Annotated in this window: 18 protein-coding genes; 14 read left to right on the forward strand and 4 right to left on the reverse strand. The window is 69.1% G+C overall.

The genetic code is table 11. The annotated features are described in order from the left end of the window. Positions 1 to 60: 60 nt before the first annotated feature. Positions 61 to 519, forward strand: a complete 459-nt coding sequence (locus tag BUR99_RS02410) for a winged helix-turn-helix transcriptional regulator (protein WP_074258757.1) — start codon at positions 61 to 63, stop codon at positions 517 to 519. 58 nt (positions 520 to 577) lie between these two features. Here BUR99_RS02410 and BUR99_RS02415 read toward each other — a convergent pair whose 3' ends face one another. Beyond that, on the reverse strand, positions 578 to 1,087 hold the full coding sequence (locus BUR99_RS02415; protein WP_074258758.1) for an SRPBCC family protein: 510 nt from the start codon (positions 1,085 to 1,087) through the stop codon (positions 578 to 580). A gap of 170 nt (positions 1,088 to 1,257) precedes the next feature. Between BUR99_RS02415 and BUR99_RS02420 the strand changes: the two genes are divergently transcribed. After that, positions 1,258 to 2,166 (forward strand): phosphodiesterase, encoded by a 909-nt coding sequence (locus BUR99_RS02420; protein ID WP_074258759.1) that lies wholly within the window; start codon positions 1,258 to 1,260, stop codon positions 2,164 to 2,166. Between the two features lie 64 nt (positions 2,167 to 2,230). Continuing rightward, entirely contained in the window at positions 2,231 to 3,169 is a 939-nt protein-coding gene (locus BUR99_RS02425; protein WP_074258760.1) for a tyrosine recombinase XerC, read from the forward strand. A gap of 1 nt (position 3,170) precedes the next feature. Here BUR99_RS02425 and BUR99_RS02430 read toward each other — a convergent pair whose 3' ends face one another. Next, entirely contained in the window at positions 3,171 to 3,761 is a 591-nt protein-coding gene (locus BUR99_RS02430) for a murein hydrolase activator EnvC family protein (protein ID WP_159440938.1), read from the reverse strand. Positions 3,762 to 4,031: 270 nt separating this feature from the next. Here BUR99_RS02430 and rpsB point away from each other — a divergent pair, with 270 nt between their 5' ends. The 9 genes from rpsB to BUR99_RS02475 all read left to right on the forward strand — a co-directional run bounded on the left by rpsB (position 4,032) and on the right by BUR99_RS02475 (position 10,782). Then, positions 4,032 to 4,973 (forward strand): 30S ribosomal protein S2, encoded by a 942-nt coding sequence (rpsB, locus tag BUR99_RS02435; protein WP_074258761.1) that lies wholly within the window; start codon positions 4,032 to 4,034, stop codon positions 4,971 to 4,973. Positions 4,974 to 5,001: 28 nt separating this feature from the next. Next, positions 5,002 to 5,832, forward strand: coding sequence for a translation elongation factor Ts (tsf, locus tag BUR99_RS02440; RefSeq protein ID WP_074258762.1), 831 nt, complete (start codon positions 5,002 to 5,004; stop codon positions 5,830 to 5,832). Positions 5,833 to 5,998: 166 nt separating this feature from the next. Next, positions 5,999 to 6,730, forward strand: coding sequence for a UMP kinase (gene pyrH, locus BUR99_RS02445; RefSeq protein WP_074258763.1), 732 nt, complete (start codon positions 5,999 to 6,001; stop codon positions 6,728 to 6,730). A gap of 33 nt (positions 6,731 to 6,763) precedes the next feature. After that, positions 6,764 to 7,318 (forward strand): ribosome recycling factor, encoded by a 555-nt coding sequence (frr, locus tag BUR99_RS02450; RefSeq protein WP_074258764.1) that lies wholly within the window; start codon positions 6,764 to 6,766, stop codon positions 7,316 to 7,318. Positions 7,319 to 7,326: 8 nt separating this feature from the next. After that, entirely contained in the window at positions 7,327 to 8,310 is a 984-nt protein-coding gene (locus tag BUR99_RS02455) for a phosphatidate cytidylyltransferase (protein WP_084183535.1), read from the forward strand. A 56-nt stretch (positions 8,311 to 8,366) separates the two neighbouring features. Continuing rightward, positions 8,367 to 8,921: a DivIVA domain-containing protein gene (locus BUR99_RS02460; RefSeq protein WP_074258765.1), complete on the forward strand. Its 555-nt coding sequence runs from the start codon at positions 8,367 to 8,369 to the stop codon at positions 8,919 to 8,921. 179 nt (positions 8,922 to 9,100) lie between these two features. After that, positions 9,101 to 9,685, forward strand: coding sequence for an aggregation-promoting factor C-terminal-like domain-containing protein (locus BUR99_RS02465; protein WP_084183536.1), 585 nt, complete (start codon positions 9,101 to 9,103; stop codon positions 9,683 to 9,685). 57 nt (positions 9,686 to 9,742) lie between these two features. After that, entirely contained in the window at positions 9,743 to 10,051 is a 309-nt protein-coding gene (locus BUR99_RS02470) for a hypothetical protein (protein ID WP_074258766.1), read from the forward strand. Continuing rightward, positions 10,048 to 10,782 (forward strand): alpha/beta hydrolase, encoded by a 735-nt coding sequence (locus BUR99_RS02475; RefSeq protein ID WP_074258767.1) that lies wholly within the window; start codon positions 10,048 to 10,050, stop codon positions 10,780 to 10,782. The genes BUR99_RS02470 and BUR99_RS02475 overlap by 4 nt, the downstream gene beginning before the upstream one ends. A 36-nt stretch (positions 10,783 to 10,818) precedes the next feature. On the opposite strand, the gene BUR99_RS02480 is transcribed toward BUR99_RS02475, so the two are convergent. Further along, positions 10,819 to 11,883 carry an AI-2E family transporter gene (locus BUR99_RS02480; protein WP_074258768.1) on the reverse strand — a complete coding sequence of 355 codons (1,065 nt, stop codon included), beginning with the start codon at positions 11,881 to 11,883 and terminating at the stop codon, positions 10,819 to 10,821. Between the two features lie 29 nt (positions 11,884 to 11,912). Continuing rightward, positions 11,913 to 13,526, reverse strand: a complete 1,614-nt coding sequence (locus BUR99_RS02485; protein ID WP_074258769.1) for a DivIVA domain-containing protein — start codon at positions 13,524 to 13,526, stop codon at positions 11,913 to 11,915. Between the two features lie 172 nt (positions 13,527 to 13,698). Between BUR99_RS02485 and BUR99_RS02490 the strand changes: the two genes are divergently transcribed. After that, entirely contained in the window at positions 13,699 to 15,561 is a 1,863-nt protein-coding gene (locus BUR99_RS02490; protein ID WP_084183537.1) for a DUF8094 domain-containing protein, read from the forward strand. Next, complete coding sequence (locus tag BUR99_RS02495; RefSeq protein WP_074258770.1) at positions 15,558 to 16,517, forward strand: tetratricopeptide repeat protein; 960 nt, start codon at positions 15,558 to 15,560, stop codon at positions 16,515 to 16,517. Before BUR99_RS02490 ends, BUR99_RS02495 begins: the two co-directional genes overlap by 4 nt. Positions 16,518 to 16,524 lie beyond the last annotated feature (7 nt).

Consider the following 16,524-nt stretch of genomic DNA (forward strand, 5'->3'; position numbering starts at 1 on the left):
TCCAGCGACTAGCGTGATGCAAGCGATGCAGAGATTCTGCTCGTGCGAGGAGGGGTTCCCGTGCTGGGAAGAACCTATGAGGGGGAGAACTGTTCGGCCGCCCGCGCACTCGAGCTGGTGGGCGAACGATGGAGCCTGCTGATCATCAGGGACGCGATGTTCGGGGGTGCTCGCCGATTCACGGAGTTCGAGCGATCGCTGGGGATCGCTTCGAACGTCTTGGCGGCACGACTCGAGCTGTTCACCGAGAACGGGCTCATGGAAAGCCGGCGGACAGCCGACGGTGCTGACGTCCGGGAGTACGTGCTCACTCCGCGGGGCCGCGATTTGGAACCGGTCATCCTCGCACTGAGCGCGTGGGGTGACGAATGGGCCGCGCCGGACGGCGCCCCGATCGTCTACCGGCACAGCCGCTGCGAGAGCCCTGTGCACCTGGAGCTGCGCTGCGACGGGTGCGGCGATTCGCTTCCGCCGGGCGAAGTCGTGGCTGTCCCCGGCCCTGGCATGCAGCCCTCATGAACGACCCCGGTGCCAGATCCAGTTCGGTCGGGCGGCGCCCGGCTTTCATGATGACGCGCTACGCAGGAGCCGAGCCTGCAGCGAGGGCGTCCACCGCGGCTCGCGCCCGCGCAGCGGGTGCCGCCTTCCCAGCCGACGATTCGGGCATGCCCTTCCCGTCCTCGGCGAGCTGACGCAGGCTGTCCCTCACGAAGAAGACCCACGCATTCGAACACACCTCATAGCACTCGAGGTCGGGCACCAAGCCCACTTGGGTGAACGTCAGACGGGTTCCGTCGCCGTCCGGCGCGAAATCGAACTCGATCCGGTCGCCGACCCACTCGCTCTGGTCCTCGACGAAGGCGAAGGAGTTGTCGACGACGAGCCAGGTGATGCGTCGGTGGGGCTCGATGTCCGTGATTCGCATCCGCGTGCGGTGAAGCCCGGCGACCTCGAAGCCGAACTCGTCTCCTACCTCCGAGGTCGGGCCCTCGATCGACTCGTTCCACCACCCCCGCGCGTCGAGAACGGTGCGAAAGACGTGCTCGGCCGGTCGGTTGATGGTGATGGAGGTGGTGAAGTCGTTCATTCTCGAAAGCCTCTCGTCGGTGGTGCTTGCGTGATGCAAGCAACGCTATCCGCTCGGGTCGATTAGTGCAACCGATTTGTTGCACTTTCTCCGCACCCGTTCCGTGCTGCACCGCGTCCTCCTCGTCGCGTCGGCGGCACGCCCTAGGCTGACGGCGGAAGGAGGGCTCGATGCAGCACCCGCAACTCGGCCGGTACCCGGCAGCCCGACAGGTCATCGCCCAGATCAGCGACACGCACCTCCTGCACGGCGGCGCACCGCTCGGCGGCGTGGCCGACACGGTCGCGGCGCTCGCGCAGACCTCCGCGCAGCTCGAGCGCCTCGGCGGGTCGATCGACGCGATCGTCGTCACCGGCGATGTCGCCGACCTGGGTGAGCCCGACGCCTACCGCCTTGCGCGCGCCGCGCTCGAGCCCGTCGCCGAGCGCATGGGATCCCGCCTCGTCTGGGTGATGGGCAATCACGACGAGCGCGCCACGTTCCGCAGTGAGCTGCTCGGCGAGCCCGCAAGCGACGCGCCGGTGCACCGCGTCGTCGAGGTCGAGGGCCTCCGCATCATCGCGCTCGACTCCACGGTGCCGGGGTATCACCACGGTGAGCTCGACGACGCATCGCTCGATTGGCTCGCAGCCGCCCTCGAGGTGCCCGCCGAGCACGGCGCCGTCATCGCGCTGCACCACGCGCCCATCGCCACACCGCTCGCCCTGATGGATGTGCTCGAGCTCCGCGGCCAAGACCGTCTCGCCGAGGTCGTCCGCGGCCGGGATGTGCGGCTGATCCTCGGCGGACACCTCCACTACGCGACGAACGGGAGCTTCGCGGGCATCCCGGTCTCCGTCGCCGGAGCCACCGCCTACACGATGGACCTCTCAGCCACACCGCGGAATCTCGTCGGCGTCGACGGCGGTCGCTCGTTCTCCCTCGTGCACCTCTACCCCGACGGGGTCGTGACCTCCGTCGTGCCGGTGGGGCCGTACTCGCCGGTCACGACGCTCGACGGGGGCTTCCTCGACGAGATCGAGTCGCTGGCGCCCGAGGCTCGTCTCGAGCGGTTCTCGCGCAAACTCGGCACGGAGTGAGTCCGAGCATCGGTTCAGGGCGCGCCGTGCATGGAGCCGGCCTGCACGGGAGCAAGCTGGAGTCGTGAACCTCGACCAGCTGCTCGACGACTACCTGTCGCACGTCGCGGTCGAGCGCGGCTACTCGCCGCACACCGTCGCCGCCTACCGCAGCGACCTCGTCGAGCTGATCGCCTTCGCCGAGACCCGCGGCGGCACCGAGGCACGCGCCATCGATCTGCCGCTGCTGCGCGACTGGCTCTGGGCGGCCACCGAACGCGGGCTCGCCCGAACGAGCATCGCCCGGCGCGCGGCATCCGCTCGGGGTTTCACCGCCTGGCTCACCCGACGCGGACTGCTCGACGCCGACCCCGGCGTGCGGCTCAAGGCGCCGCGGGCGCAACGCACCCTGCCGCGCCTCGTCACCGAAGAGGCCGTCACCGACGCGCTCGCCGGGTTGTCGGCCCGGGCCGCTGATGGCGCACCCGCCGAAGTACGCGACCTCGCGATCATCGAGCTGCTCTACGCGTCGGCGCTCCGCGTCTCGGAGCTCGTCGGGCTCGACCTCGACGACGTCGATCGGCGGCGGCGCGTCGTTCGCGTGCTCGGCAAGGGCTCCAAGGAGCGGATGGTTCCCTACGGCGCTCCCGCGGCTCGAGCGATCGACCGCTATCTCGACGAAGCCCGGGCGAAGATCGTCGCGAGTGCGAGCGAGCGCGAGCGAGGTGCGCCCGTGCCCGCTCCGACGCGCGCGGTGTTCCTCGGAGCCCGCGGCGGTCGCATGGGTGTGCGGAGCGTGTACCGGCTCGTCGCCGCGATCCTCGCGGAGATCCCGGGCACCGGGCCGAGCGGTCCGCATGCCTTCCGCCACACGGCAGCGACGCACCTGCTCGACGGCGGCGCCGACCTGCGCGCGGTGCAGGAGTTCCTGGGGCACGCGAGCCTCGGCACCACCCAGATCTACACGCACGTGTCGTCGGAGCGGCTGAAGCAGAGCTACCGCACGGCCCATCCGCGCGCCTGACTCAGCTCGAGGGCAGCAGCACCGCGCGCGGCAGGCCGCCGAGGAAGAGGTACGGCGAGACGTACTCCCCATCGACGCGCACACCGAAGTGGACGCAGCCCGAGGCGCAGTGCCCGCCGGTGGAGACGGTGCCGATCGCGTCGCCCGCCGCCACGGACGCCCCCGCTTCGACGAGCGCGACGACCGGCTCGATCGCGCTCACGACGCCGTCGCCGTGGTCGATCGCGACGACCGGTCTGCCCGCGACCATGCCGGCGAAGCTGACCACGCCGGGCGCGGGGGCGGTCACGGAGGCGGCGGGTGCGGCCTCGATGTCGATGCCGCGGTGGCCGGCCGCGAACGGCGTGGGCGGGGCACGGAACGGAGCGACGACGCGAATCGGCGCCGGAACGGGCCACCGCCAGGGCTCTGTCAGCAGGTCGCCACGGGAGATGATGGCGCTGTCGACCCGGGCGGTCGCCCGCGGCGACGCGTCGGCGACCGCTGCCGAGGCCGCGGAACCGGTCACCACCAGAGTGAGTGCGGCGATCATGGAGAGGGACGAGGCCAGGCGCACGATGCGCCGCCCTCGGTCGGCCGTCGGAGCGTTCATGTTCCGATGATCGGGCGGCACGCGGCATCCGCTCGCCGACAGCAGATGGGTGTGGAACGACGACCTCGGGCCGCGGTTGGGGAGGCCGAGTGCCGATGGTAGAGTATCGGGAGCACCCCGGTCGTCCGGGGTGACTACGCGCGCCATTTCGGCCGACGACTCCACTCAGTCCAGTGCTCTGCTTCATCGCAGAAACCGGCGGAGCCGTGCCGGGCGCCAGGGCTCCAGCCGCCGGCCGGAGCGACAACTGAGAACAAAGGAGTACGGCTCATGGCCGTCGTCACCATTCGCCAGCTGCTCGACAGCGGCGTTCACTTCGGGCACCAGACCCGCCGTTGGAACCCGAAGATGAAGCGCTTCATCCTCACGGAGCGTTCGGGCAGCTACATCATCGACCTGCAGCAGTCGCTCGCATACATCGACAAGACGTACGACTTCGTGCGCGAGACGGTCGCCCACGGCGGCACGATCCTCTTCGTCGGCACCAAGAAGCAGGCGCAGAACGCGATCGCCGAGCAGGCGACCCGCGTCGGCCAGCCCTACGTGAACCAGCGCTGGCTCGGTGGCCTCCTCACCAACTTCCAGACGGTCTCCAAGCGCCTCGCGCGCATGAAGGAGCTCGAGGAGCTCGACTTCGAAGGCACCACGAGTGGCTTCACCAAGAAGGAACTCCTCATCAAGAAGCGCGAGCTCGACAAGCTGCACAAGTCGCTCGGCGGTATCCGCAACCTGACGAAGACGCCGTCGGCGCTCTGGGTTGTCGACACCAAGAAGGAGCACCTCGCGATCGACGAGGCCAAGAAGCTCGGCATCCCCGTCATCGGCATCCTCGACACCAACTGCGACCCCGACGAGGTCCAGTACCCGATCCCGGGTAACGACGACGCGATCCGTTCGGTGAGCCTGCTCACCCGCATCGTCGCCGACGCTGCTGCTGAGGGCCTCATCGAGCGCCACCAGAAGCCCGAGGCCGAGGGCAACGTCTCCGCCGTCGAGCCGCTCGCCGAGTGGGAGCAGGAGCTCCTCCAGGCCGGTTCCGAGACCACCCCGGCGCAGGCTTCGGCCGAGACCGAGGTCGTCGCCGAGACCGTCGAAGAGGCCAAGGCCGAGGCCGCAGAGGTCGTCGACGAGGCTGCGACCGAGGTCGCCGCGACCGAGACCGCCGCCGACGTCGAAGGCGCCGAGGCAGCCGAAGCCGCCGAGTCCAAGTAAGACCACGAGTTCAGGAGACTTCAGAGATATGGCTAACTTCACTCTCGAAGACGTCAAGAACCTGCGCGAGCGCCTCGGCACCGGCATGGTCGACACGAAGAACGCACTCGTCGAGGCCGACGGCGACATGGAGAAGGCGGTCGAGATCCTCCGCCTGAAGGGCGCGAAGGGCAACGCCAAGCGCGCCGACCGCTCCACCGCCGAGGGCCTCGTCGCCGCCGTCGACAACGGCGACGGCACCGCGACCATGATCGAGCTCGCCTGCGAGACCGACTTCGTCGCCAAGGGCGAAAAGTTCGTCGGCCTCGCCGACCGCGTGCTCGCTGCGGTCGCAGCTGCTCGCGCCGAGAACCTCGAGGCTGCACTCGCCGCTCCGGCCGACGGCAAGACCGTCGCGACCGTGATCGACGAAGAGGCCGCGATCCTCGGCGAGAAGGTCGAGCTCCGCCGCATCCGCCTCGTCAAGGGCGAGCAGTTCTCGATCTACCTGCACAAGACGTCGAAGGACCTCCCGCCGCAGGTCGGCGTCGTGCTCGGCTACGCCGGCACCGACGCTGAGACCGCCCGTTCGGTCGCGCAGCACATCTCGTTCGCGAACCCGGAGTACCTCACGCGTGAGGAAGTTCCGGCGGAGTCGGTCGAGAAGGAGCGCGCGATCGTCGAGCAGATCTCGCGTGAGGAGGGCAAGCCCGAGGCCGCCCTCCCGAAGATCATCGAAGGCCGCCTCGGTGCGTACTTCAAGCAGGTCGCACTGCTCGAGCAGGACTACGCGAAGGACAACAAGCTGTCCGTCGCCAAGGTGCTGTCCGACGCGGGCCTCACGGTGAGCGACTTCGCTCGCTTCAAGGTCGGCGCCTAGGTGCCTCGAAGGAGTCCGGATCGCTCGCGATCCGGACTCCTTTGCTGTGTCCGGAGCGATTCCGGATGCCGGACGGGTCGTGCCCGTCGAAAACACCGGAGCACCGGCACTGCGTCGAGCTCGGTGAACCAGTAGCTTTGACCCCAGAGGGGAAGGATCGGTCGGGATGACGGAACGCAAGCGCAGGGTTCTGCTGAAACTCTCGGGGGAGGCGTTCGGCGCCGGTGCCCTCGGGGTGAACCCCGACGTGATCAGCGCACTCGCACGCGAGATCGCCGATGCCGCGCGCACGGTGGAGATCGCGATCGTCGTCGGCGGTGGCAACTTCTTCCGCGGCGCCGAGCTCTCCCAGCGCGGCATGGACCGCGGGCGCGCCGACTACATGGGCATGCTCGGCACCGTGATGAACGCGCTCGCGCTGCAGGACTTCCTCGAGCAGGCGGGCGCGGAGACGCGCGTGCAGTCGGCGATCTCCATGACGCAGGTCGCAGAGCCCTACATCCCGCGCCGTGCCGAGCGGCACCTCGAGAAGGGCCGGGTCGTCATCTTCGGCGCCGGCGCCGGCCTGCCCTACTTCTCGACCGACACGGTGGCCGCGCAGCGCGCCCTCGAGATCGACGCCGAGGTCGTGCTGGTCGCGAAGAACGGCGTCGACGGCGTCTACACCGACGACCCGCGCACGAACCCCGACGCGCACAAGATCGACCGCATCAGCTACCAGGAGGCCCTGCAGCGCGGACTCAAGGTCGTCGACTCGACGGCGTTCAGCCTCTGCATGGACAACGGCATGCCGATGCAGGTCTTCGGCATGGCGCCGCACGGCAACGTCACCAAGGCGATCCTCGGCGCCGAACTCGGCACGATCGTCAGCAACGGCGAGCCCGCCACCAGTCGATAGACTGTCTCGAGTAGCGAAACAGAAGGAGCCCCCGTGATCGCGGACGTACTTTCCGATGCCACCGCACGCATGCAGAAGGCCGTGGAGGTCGCCAAAGACGACTTCTCGAGCGTTCGCACCGGCCGGGCGAACCCCCAGCTCTTCCAGAAGATCATGGTGAGCTACTACGGCACGCCGACGCCGCTCGCGCAGCTCGCATCGCTCGCGAACCCCGAAGCCCGCACCCTCGTGGTCACGCCCTACGACAAGGGCGCGCTGAAGGACATCGAGCAGGCCATCCGCGACACCCCGAATCTCGGGGCGAACCCCTCGAACGACGGCAACATCATCCGCGTGACGCTGCCCGAGCTGACCGAGGAGCGTCGTCGCGAGTTCGTCAAGATCGTGCGCGGCAAGGCCGAAGACGCACGCGTCTCGGTGCGCAACATCCGCCGCAAGGCGAAGGACGACCTCGACGCCCTCAAGGGCGACGTCGGCGATGACGAGGTTTCGCGCGCAGAGAAGGAACTCGAGCAGATCACGAAGTCCAATGTGGACGCGATCGACGATGCCCTGAAGCGCAAGGAAGCCGAACTCCTCGAGGTCTGAGGCAGACGATGTCAGGCGTCCCAGAAGAGGATGAGTCGGACGCCGGGGGGCCAGAGCGAACCTCGCGCGAGGAGTTCCGAGCGCAGGTCAATGCGCGAAAGGCAGACCTGGAGCGGCAGTTCGAGGTCGGCAAGGCCCAGTTCGATCAGGCGCAGGAGAAGATCCAGGCCCGCACCGGTCGCAACCTGATCCTCGCGACTCTCATCGGGCTCGGGTTCGGAGCGGTGCTCCTGCTCAGCCTTCTCGTGTTCAAAGAGCTCTTCATGCTCTTCGCGGTCGTCATCGCGGCCTTCGCGAGCTATGAACTCGCGCAGGCACTGCGCAAGGGCGGCTACCACGTTCCGCGCATCCCGACCGTCGTCGTCGCGGTGGCCGCCGTGCCCCTCGCCTACTACGGGAGCGCGAGCGGTCAGCTGCTCGCGGTGCTCGGCGGCATCCTGATCGTCACCGTCTGGCGGCTCTGCGAGCAGGCAGTACCGACGATGCGAAGCTCGGGGCGCGACCTCGGTCGCGATCTCGCGGCCGGTGCGTTCGTGCAGGGCTATGTCACGTTCCTCGCGACGTTCGCGGTGGTGCTCACCGCGGCCGAAGACGGCCAGTTCTGGACCCTCGCGTTCATCATCATCGCGGTGGCTGCCGACACCGGGGCGTACGCGTCCGGACTCATGTTCGGCAAGCACAAGATGGCGCCGATCATCAGCCCGAAGAAGACCTGGGAGGGCTTCGCGGGCGGAGCGGCCGCGAGCCTCATCGCCGGTGTGCTGCTCTCGACGCTGATGCTCGGCAACACCTGGTGGTTCGGGCTCATCTTCGGAGCCGCGATCTTCCTCAGCGCGACGCTGGGCGACCTCGTCGAGTCCCTGATCAAGCGCGACATCGGCATCAAGGATATGAGCTCGTGGCTTCCGGGTCACGGCGGCTTCCTCGACCGGCTGGACTCGATCCTGCCGTCGGCCGCCGTCGCGTTCGTGGCATTCCGAATCTTCGGCTGAGCATTTCCATCCCTCGGGTGGGCGTTTCCGCACCACTGCTCCGCAATAATGGAGCGGTGGACTCCACCTTCCCTCGCGCTCGCAAGCCCAAGCTCGGCTACAACACGGCTCAGGTCGAGTCGTTCCTGCAGGTGGCGCGTCGCGCCTACGACGGAACCTCCCGCCCCGATGACGCGCCGCTGACCTCGGATCGCATTCGGCTGACCGCCTTCGCGATGCAGAAGGGCGGTTACTCGACGACGCACGTCGACCAGGCGCTCGAGCGGCTGGAAGACGCCTTCGCGGCCCAGGAGCGTCAGGTCGCCGCTCGGTTGCACGGCGGCGAAGCCTGGCTCAGCGAGGCGCGTGCGACCGCTCAGGTGGTCTCGAACCGCCTGGCACGCCCCGAGGGGCACCGCTTCGATCGGGTCGGAGTGCTCGTGCGCGGGTACAGCATTCGAGACGTCGACCGCTTCGGGGACAAGCTCACGAGGTACTTCAGCGATGGATGGCCGATCGCGATCGACGACGTGCGCGCGGTCGTGTTCAAGACGCAGCGCGGCGGGTATCGCGAGGCGCAGGTCGACCTCTTGCTCGACGCCGTGGTCGACGTCATGCTCGCGGTTCGCTGACGTGCGCGTCGAGTTGGAATCCGTCCCCGCTCTTTCGATACACTCGTCGAATCGTGGGTAGACATGCGGGAAGTGACGAGGCCAAGGAGCCGCGTCCTCAGACGACGGCGACCGCATCCCCATTCGAGAATTCGCCCGCGCCCCGGCAGTCGCCGGCACGACCTCCTCGCGTCGGTCGGGTGAAGCAGGCCGCCACGGTGGTGTTCGCGTTCGCGGCATCCGTCAGCTTCCTCAGTGTGAACCTCGTCGACCCGTTCTCGGGCGCGATCGCGTCGTCCGAGTTCGCGAGCGAGGGCGACCGGTTCGGCGGGCAGAGCGTGCAGGCGTTCGATGTCGCCGGCGATTACTCGATCGACGTCGGACAGGAGACCTACGACGTCGAGAAGAAGCCCGAGGTGCAGCTCGCCCCCGCCTCGACGAGCGAGGGCAGTGGCTGGGCTCCTCCCGCCGTCACGCCCGACCCCGGGTCGGCCCAGGCGTATGCCGCGACGGCCGTCGCCGCCCGCGGCTGGCCGTCGGGTGAGTTCGACTGCCTCGTCGCGCTCTGGAACAAGGAGTCGGGCTGGCGGGTGAACGCCTACAACGCCGGGAGCGGTGCGTACGGCATCCCGCAGGCGCTGCCCGGATCGAAGATGGCGACCGCGGGTGCCGACTGGGAGACCAACGCCGCCACCCAGGTCGAGTGGGGCCTCGGCTACGTCTCCGGCCGCTACGGCACGCCCTGCGGCGCCTGGGCGCACTCCGAAGACGTCGGCTGGTACTGAACCCGCGGCGATGCGGTGCGGGGCACTGCGCGTCCACGCACGCATAGACTGGATTCCATGGCGCGTTCGAACCGATCCCGGAGCCGGGCGGCTCGTGCTCGCGAGGAGCACCCCGAACTCGACGTCGATCGCCTCACCTCCGGGTGGCGACGCACCGAGGTGCGGGGCGGCCGCGAATGGAACGTGCAGCCCGTCGCCGAGGCGCAGGCCGTGAAGGCGTACGTGTGCCCCGGATGCGGCCAGGACGTCGTGCCGGGCACCGCCCATCTGGTCGCGTGGCGCGCCGACGGCGTGCTCGGCGATGCGGCCGACCTGGCCTCTCGTCGTCATTGGCACATTCACTGCTGGAGGATCGGCGCGGTATGAGCGACACGTCAATCGAGATCCGCGCGAGCGTCGAACTGCCGGCGCGCCGCGAGGAGATCGAGCTGCACACGGCCGACGGCCTGACCCTCGTCGGCGAGCTCGCCACGCCCCTCGAGCGGCCGCCCGTCGCAACTCTCGTCACGCTGCATCCGCTGCCGACCGCCGGTGGCTTCATGGACTCGCACATCATCCGGAAGGCGGCCGCCCGCCTGCCGGCACTCGCCGATCTCGCGGTGCTGCGATTCAACACCCGCGGCACCGTCTCGCCGCGCGGCGCGAGCGAGGGTTCCTTCGGTGAGGGCGTGGCCGAGCGAGCGGATGTCGCTGCGGCGATGTCGTTCGTGACGGAGCGCGCCCTTCCGCACCCGTGGCTGGTCGGCTGGTCGTTCGGCACGGAGCTCGCACTCAAGTACGGACTCGAACACGGCATCGACGGGGCGATCCTGCTCTCGCCGCCGCTGCATCGGACGACTGACGCCGAGCTCGAGCGCTGGCAGCATGCCGCGCCCGAACTGGTCGCACTGATCCCCGAGTTCGACGACTACCTGCGGCCCACCGAGGCGGCGGAGCGGTTCGCGAGCGTGCCGAAGATCACCCGCATCGACGTGACCGGCGGCAAGCACCTGTGGGTGGGGGAGTCGCAGACGCGCCGCGTGCTCGACGAGATCGTCGGGGTCGTCAATCCCGCAGCACTGCCGTTGCCGACGGTGTGGCCCGTCGACGCGAACTGAGCGTGGGCGCGCAGTGCCGCCGGGAGCGTAGCGGGCTCAGAGTTCGTTCTGGTGCGGCACGACGACCTGCTTGATGATGAGCAGGATGGCGGCGGCAATCGGAATCGCCACGAGCGCGCCGAGCACCCCGCCGAGCGAGCCGCCCGCGAGCGCCGCGATGACCACGAGCGCGCCGGGCACCTTCACCGCGCGATTCATGATGCGCGGGCTCAGCACGTATGCCTCGACCTGCATGTAGATGACGTAGTAGATCGCCGCCACGAGCGCGGTCAGCGGCGAGCCGAGGCCCGGGATGAGGCAGACGAGCACGATCAGCACCGAGCCGCTCAGTGTGCCGACGAGTGGCACGAGCGAGAACAGGAAGGCGAGGAAGGCGAGCACCGCAGGGAACGGGGCCTGGATGATCGACAGGAACACGAAGCTCGCCGCACCGTTGACGCCGGCGAGCGAGACCTGGCCGAGCACGTAGCGGCCGACGGACTGGGTGATCTGCTCGGTGAGATCGGCGAATCGGTCTCGCTTGGATGCGGGCACCAACTGGTACGTGGCGTGCTTCATCGTGTTCAGCGACGAGACGAAGTAGAGCGTCAGGATGAAGACGACGACGACGCCGAACACCCCCGCGCCGATCGCGACGGCGACCTGCAGCACGCCGCCGGCGAGTTCGCTGAGCTTGTCGGGATTGGTGAAGAAGTCGGTGAGGCCGTTCGTGACCTGATCGCTGATCTCGTCGACCGGAACCTGGGGGAACTGGTCCTTGAGGGACTCGATCCAGTCTTGAGAGCTCATCTGATCGACGATGCGGGGGATCTCGTCGACGAGCTGACTGACCTGCTCGACGATGATCGGCACGACGGCGATCACGAGCCCGGCGACGAGCAGGCCGACGCCGCTCATGACGATGAGGATCGACGCCCAACGCGGAAGCCCCCGGCGCTCGAGCCAGCTGGTAGCCGGATCGAGGCCGAGGGCCAGGAACAATGCGATGCCGACGTAGGCGATGATCGTCGACAGCGTCGCGATCGAACTGAGGATGAGCAGGCCGACACCCACGCCGAGGGTGCCGACCAGCCCGATGCGGAACGCGTTCTGGATCTTCATGGAACGGCCCGCCCTCCGTCTCGGACCGACTACTTGGTCTTCGCCGCGATCTGCTCCGCCTGCGTCAGCACGCCGCGGAGGCTCTCGAAGTAGCCGGCCACCGCGTCGCGCTCGATCTTGATCTGCGAGAGGCGGTCCTCGGCGTCCGCGACGAGCGCACGGGTGCGCTCCTCGGCGTCGGCGATGAGCTTGCGCGCCTGCTCGTGTGCGGCGGCGATGCGGTCGCGGGCCTCGTCGTCGGCCTTGTCGCGGACGACCGCGATGTCGGACCGGACCTCGGTCTCGAGGCGGTCGGCCTCTGCGCGGCTCTCGGCGGTGCGGGCGACCGCCTCGGCGAGCTCGGCGTTGGCGTCCTCGAGGAACTTCTGCGTCTGCGAGACCGCCTCCTGGTGGGCGGCGAGCAGCTCCTGCTCGGCCTCGTCGCGCTTCGTCGACAGCTCGGATTCGAGGTCGAGGTGGGCCTTCTCGATCTCGCGGCGCATGCGGTTGACCTCGTGGGTCGTCTTCTTGCGCATCGCGGTGAGCTGGTTGTCGAGGTCGATCCGGCCCTGCTCGGACTCGGCGTCGAAGTCGGCGCGAGCCTGCTCCTGCTCGAGGGCGAGGTCGGCGCGCATCTGCTCGAGGTCGGCGGCGTGCTTGGCGCGGATGCGCTCGAGTTCGTGCTGCAGCTTCAGGCGGGCGGCCTCGGCCTCGCGCTCGAGGTCGACCTTCGCCTGCTCGCGCTGCTGCACCAGCTCGACGCGGCTGCCTTCGAGTTCACGGTCGAGGTCGCTGCGCGCCTGGTCGAGTTCGTGCACGAGCGCCGCGCGGCGCTCGGCGATCTCGGCGTCGATGGCGGCACGTGCCTCGGCGGACTCGCGCTCGAGGTCGAGGCGGGACTGCTCGGTCTCCGCCGCGAGGTCGATGCGGGCCTGCTCGCTCTCGCGTGCGAGCTCGGCGCGGGCGCGGTCGAGTTCGATGGCGACCTCGGCGCGGGTCTGCTCGGTCTCCTTCGTGAGGCCTGCGGCAGTGGCGCGCGCTTCGGTGGCCTCCGCGTTGGCCGCGAGCTGGAGCTCGGCGGACTTGCGTTCGGCCGCGGCGATCATCGCAGCGGATTCGCGCTTCGCGCTCGTGCGGATCTCGGCGGTCTCCGTGGCGACGGCACCGCGGATCGCCGAGGCGTCGCGTGCGGCGTCCTGACGGAGCTGTTCGCTCGCCTCGTGCGAGCGCGAGACCATGTCGTCGGCCTCTGCGCGAGCGTTCTCGAGGATGCGGTTGGCCTGGGCACGCGCCTCGGTGAGGGTGCGCTCGGCGAGCTCGTGCGCGTCGGAGCGCATGAGGTGCGCCTCGTCTTCAGCGGAGCGACGGAGCTTCTCTGCGTCGATGTCCGCCTGGGCGATGAGGCGCGTGGACTGCTCTTCCGCGACGCGCAGGGTGTTCTCGAGCTTCGTGCCGAGACCGGAGAACGTGGGGCTGCCGACCTCTTCGAGCTCCGCCGTCAACTCCTCGATGCGAGCAAGGAGACGCTTGTTCTCCTTGACGCTGTCGGTGCTCTGGTTGTTCGCAGCGATGATGTCGCGACGCAGACCATTGATCGCCTTGTCGACCTCGTCTTTGTCATATCCGCGGAACACCTGCGTGAACTCGGTCTCTTCGACGGCCATTCTTCCTCCGGGCTCTGTCCCGCGTTCGTGGGGGCGCATGCGGGATGGTGTGTCCGATTGTACGGGTCGCGCGAGGTGGGCGGAGACACCGGACTTCCAGCGGGCGGTTAGGGATCTCCCAGATATCGTCGGTAGTCTGGAATGTCTTTGTCAGAGGCCGCCATTGGCGGCAATGGAGGTTCTGTTCGTGCGCTTCGTCTTCGCAATCGTGGCGTTCATCGCCGCGGCCGTGATGATCGGGCTCGGCATCGCCCAGCGCACGGTCTTCTTGGAACCCGACCGTGTCTCGATGTCCGCCGAGCTCTCGGGCGGTGAAGCCGACTTCATCGTCATCGAACCCGAAGCACTGGCCGCCCACCCGGGCAAGCAGACCATCACCGTGTCGGGCTCCCCGAAGGTGTTCCTCTCCTACGGGCGCAGCTCCGACGTCGAGGCATGGCTCGGCGACACCCCCTACGTCTCGGTCGGCTACGACACCGAGGCCGGCGAACTGACGAACGAGATCATCGTCACGAAGCCCGTCGCGGACTCGAACCCGACCGCTCCCGTCGCGCCGCCGGTCGAGGGAGCCGCCGAGACCGCGGTCGCCCCGACGCCCGACGGCTCCGACCTCTGGCTCGACGAGTTCACCGACGACCTCGTGCTCACGACCACGATCGACGTGCCCGAAGACATCTCAGTGCTGGTCAGCGCGAACGGCGGTGGAGAACTGCCCTCCCGCGTGAAGATCGACTGGCCGCTCGACAATGCGACCCCGTGGGCCGGCCCCTTGATCGTCGGCGGCGCGATCGTCTTCCTGATCGGCATCGCCCTCGTGATCGCCGGGTTCGTGAACCACCGGCGCATGCGCGGCCCTCGCCGCAACCAGCCGGGCGGTACTCGCGGCAAGCTGCCGAGTGCCCCGAAGCCGGGGCGTACCCAGGTCGGCAGCCGGCGGGCCATCGGCCGTGCCAAGCGCATCGCCATCGTCCCCTTCCTCGTCATTCCGGCTCTCGCGCTCTCCGCGTGCTCGGCCGACTACTGGCCGAGTTTCGACCAGCAGGCGGCACCTGAGACCACGGCTCCGGCGACGCCGCTCGCGACGCCCGGGCCGACCGACGAGCCCGTCGACGACACCCCCAAGGCGCAGCCCGCGGTGACCGTGCCGCAGATGGAGCGCATCATGCGTCGGGTCGCGGTGTTCGCGACCGACGTCGATGCCTCCCGCGACGCCACGGCCGCGGCCGAGCGCTTCACCGGCCCCGCGCTCGAGGCCAGAACGGCCAACTACGCGATCCGCGGTTCGCTGCCCGATCACCCGGTTCCCACGCCGATTCCGGCTTCGCCGCTGACGCTCACCCTGCCGCAGCAGGCCACCGGCTGGCCGCGCACGGTGCTCACGATCGCGAAGAACTCGGATGACCCGACGATCGCGCCGAACGCGCTCGTGCTCGTGCAGGAGACGCCGCGCGACAACTACAAGATCCTCTACGCCATCTCGCTCGCCCCCGACGCCGATGTGCCCGAGGTCGCTCCGGCGTCGATCGGCGCACCGCCGATCTCGCCCGAGTTCAAGGGACTCGTGATGCCGACCGGTCAGGTCGCCGCCGCGTACGCCGACGTGCTGATGAAGGGCGAGGCCTCCGAGTTCTTCCCGATGTTCGACCCCGAGGGCGACACCCTCATCCAGCAGCTCGGGCCGGCCGGACAGAAGGCCATCAACGACGGCCTCCAAGACACGGTCGACGCCACCTATTCGAACGCGGTCGGCGACAGCCCGACGATCGCCCTTGCGACGAACGACGCCGGCGCTCTCGTGAGCGTCTCGATCGAGCAGACCGAGAACGTCGTTCCGAACGACGGCGGTACGATCGGGTTCAAGCCCGGTGCCGCCGCGGCGCTCTCGGGCTTCACCGGAAAGAGCGCGAAGGGCGTGCAGCGCGTCATCGGCATCCAATTGCTGTTCTACGTCCCCGGCGTCGGCAACGAGTCTGAAGACCAGATTCGTCTGCTCGGCTGGTCGGAGAGTCTCATCGGAGCTTCGGAGGTACCGTGACCAACCCGATTCCCCCTTCCGGCGCCGCCCTCCGCGGCGCGGTCGACCTGTCGGCGCTCGTGCAGCGCCAGGCGCAGGGCGCTGCAGGCCAGCAGGGTGCGCACGCGGCATCCGGGCCCAGCGACCAGATCGTCTTCGAGACGGATGACGCCGCCTTCGGCTCCACGCTCGAACTCTCGCGCACCGTGCCGGTCATCGTCGCGCTCTGGGCGACGTGGAGCGAGCCGTCCAAGGCCCTGCTCGCGACGCTCGAACGACTGGTCCGCGCTCGCGCGGGTCGCCTCGCGCTCGCGGCGGCCGACGCCGACCGCAGCCCGCAGCTCGTGCAGGCCTTCCAGGCGCAGTCGATTCCGACGATCGTCGCCGTGGTCGCAGGCCAGCCGGTGCCGCTCTTCGCGGGCGAGCAGCCCGACGAGGTCATCGATCAGGTCTTCGATCAGCTGCTCGAGCTCGCAGGCCAGCACGGTGTGACGGGAACGATCGAGTCGGGCGACGCTCAGGCCGGCGCGGAAGGCGAGCCTGCCGAACCCGTCGAAGCGCCGCTGCCGCCGCTGCACCAAGAGGCGTACGACGCGATCGAGCGGGGCGACTTTGACGCCGCGTCATCCGCGTACCGCACGGCGATCGCGCAGGACCCGCGCGACACGCTCGCCGTCGCCGGCCTCGCGCAGGCCAACCTGCTGGGTCGGCTCCACGGCAAGACGCTCGATTCGATCCGCAGCGCCGCCGCCGCAGCGCCGCAGGACCTCGACGCGCAGCTCGACGTCGCCGATCTCGACCTCTCGGGCGGGCACGTCGACGACGCCTTCGACCGCCTGCTGACGCTCTTCCCGAACCTCGACGCCGACGGCAAGAAGCTCGTGCGCGAGCGCCTCGTCGAGCTCTTCGAGGTCGTCGGCACCGACGACCCGCGGGTCGCCGTGGCGCGCCGTCGGCTGACGACGCTGCTCTACTGACGAGCAA

The sequence above is a fragment of the Agromyces cerinus subsp. cerinus genome (assembly GCF_900142065.1).
Taxonomy (GTDB): Bacteria; Actinomycetota; Actinomycetes; order Actinomycetales; family Microbacteriaceae; genus Agromyces; species Agromyces cerinus.

Excerpts from the sequence above, each read along its gene's own strand:
- BUR99_RS02420 (WP_074258759.1), top strand. The coding sequence starts at position 1,258 with ATGCAGCACCCGCAACTCGGCCGGTACCCGGCAGCCCGACAGGTCATC.
- BUR99_RS02475 (WP_074258767.1), top strand. The coding sequence starts at position 10,048 with ATGAGCGACACGTCAATCGAGATCCGCGCGAGCGTCGAACTGCCGGCG.
- BUR99_RS02430 (WP_159440938.1), bottom strand. The coding sequence starts at position 3,761 with ATGAACGCTCCGACGGCCGACCGAGGGCGGCGCATCGTGCGCCTGGCC.
- rpsB (WP_074258761.1), top strand. The coding sequence starts at position 4,032 with ATGGCCGTCGTCACCATTCGCCAGCTGCTCGACAGCGGCGTTCACTTC.
- BUR99_RS02485 (WP_074258769.1), bottom strand. The coding sequence starts at position 13,526 with ATGGCCGTCGAAGAGACCGAGTTCACGCAGGTGTTCCGCGGATATGAC.
- BUR99_RS02480 (WP_074258768.1), bottom strand. The coding sequence starts at position 11,883 with ATGAAGATCCAGAACGCGTTCCGCATCGGGCTGGTCGGCACCCTCGGC.
- BUR99_RS02415 (WP_074258758.1), bottom strand. The coding sequence starts at position 1,087 with ATGAACGACTTCACCACCTCCATCACCATCAACCGACCGGCCGAGCAC.
- BUR99_RS02455 (WP_084183535.1), top strand. The coding sequence starts at position 7,327 with ATGTCAGGCGTCCCAGAAGAGGATGAGTCGGACGCCGGGGGGCCAGAG.
- tsf (WP_074258762.1), top strand. The coding sequence starts at position 5,002 with ATGGCTAACTTCACTCTCGAAGACGTCAAGAACCTGCGCGAGCGCCTC.
- BUR99_RS02470 (WP_074258766.1), top strand. The coding sequence starts at position 9,743 with ATGGCGCGTTCGAACCGATCCCGGAGCCGGGCGGCTCGTGCTCGCGAG.
- BUR99_RS02490 (WP_084183537.1), top strand. The coding sequence starts at position 13,699 with ATGGAGGTTCTGTTCGTGCGCTTCGTCTTCGCAATCGTGGCGTTCATC.
- pyrH (WP_074258763.1), top strand. The coding sequence starts at position 5,999 with ATGACGGAACGCAAGCGCAGGGTTCTGCTGAAACTCTCGGGGGAGGCG.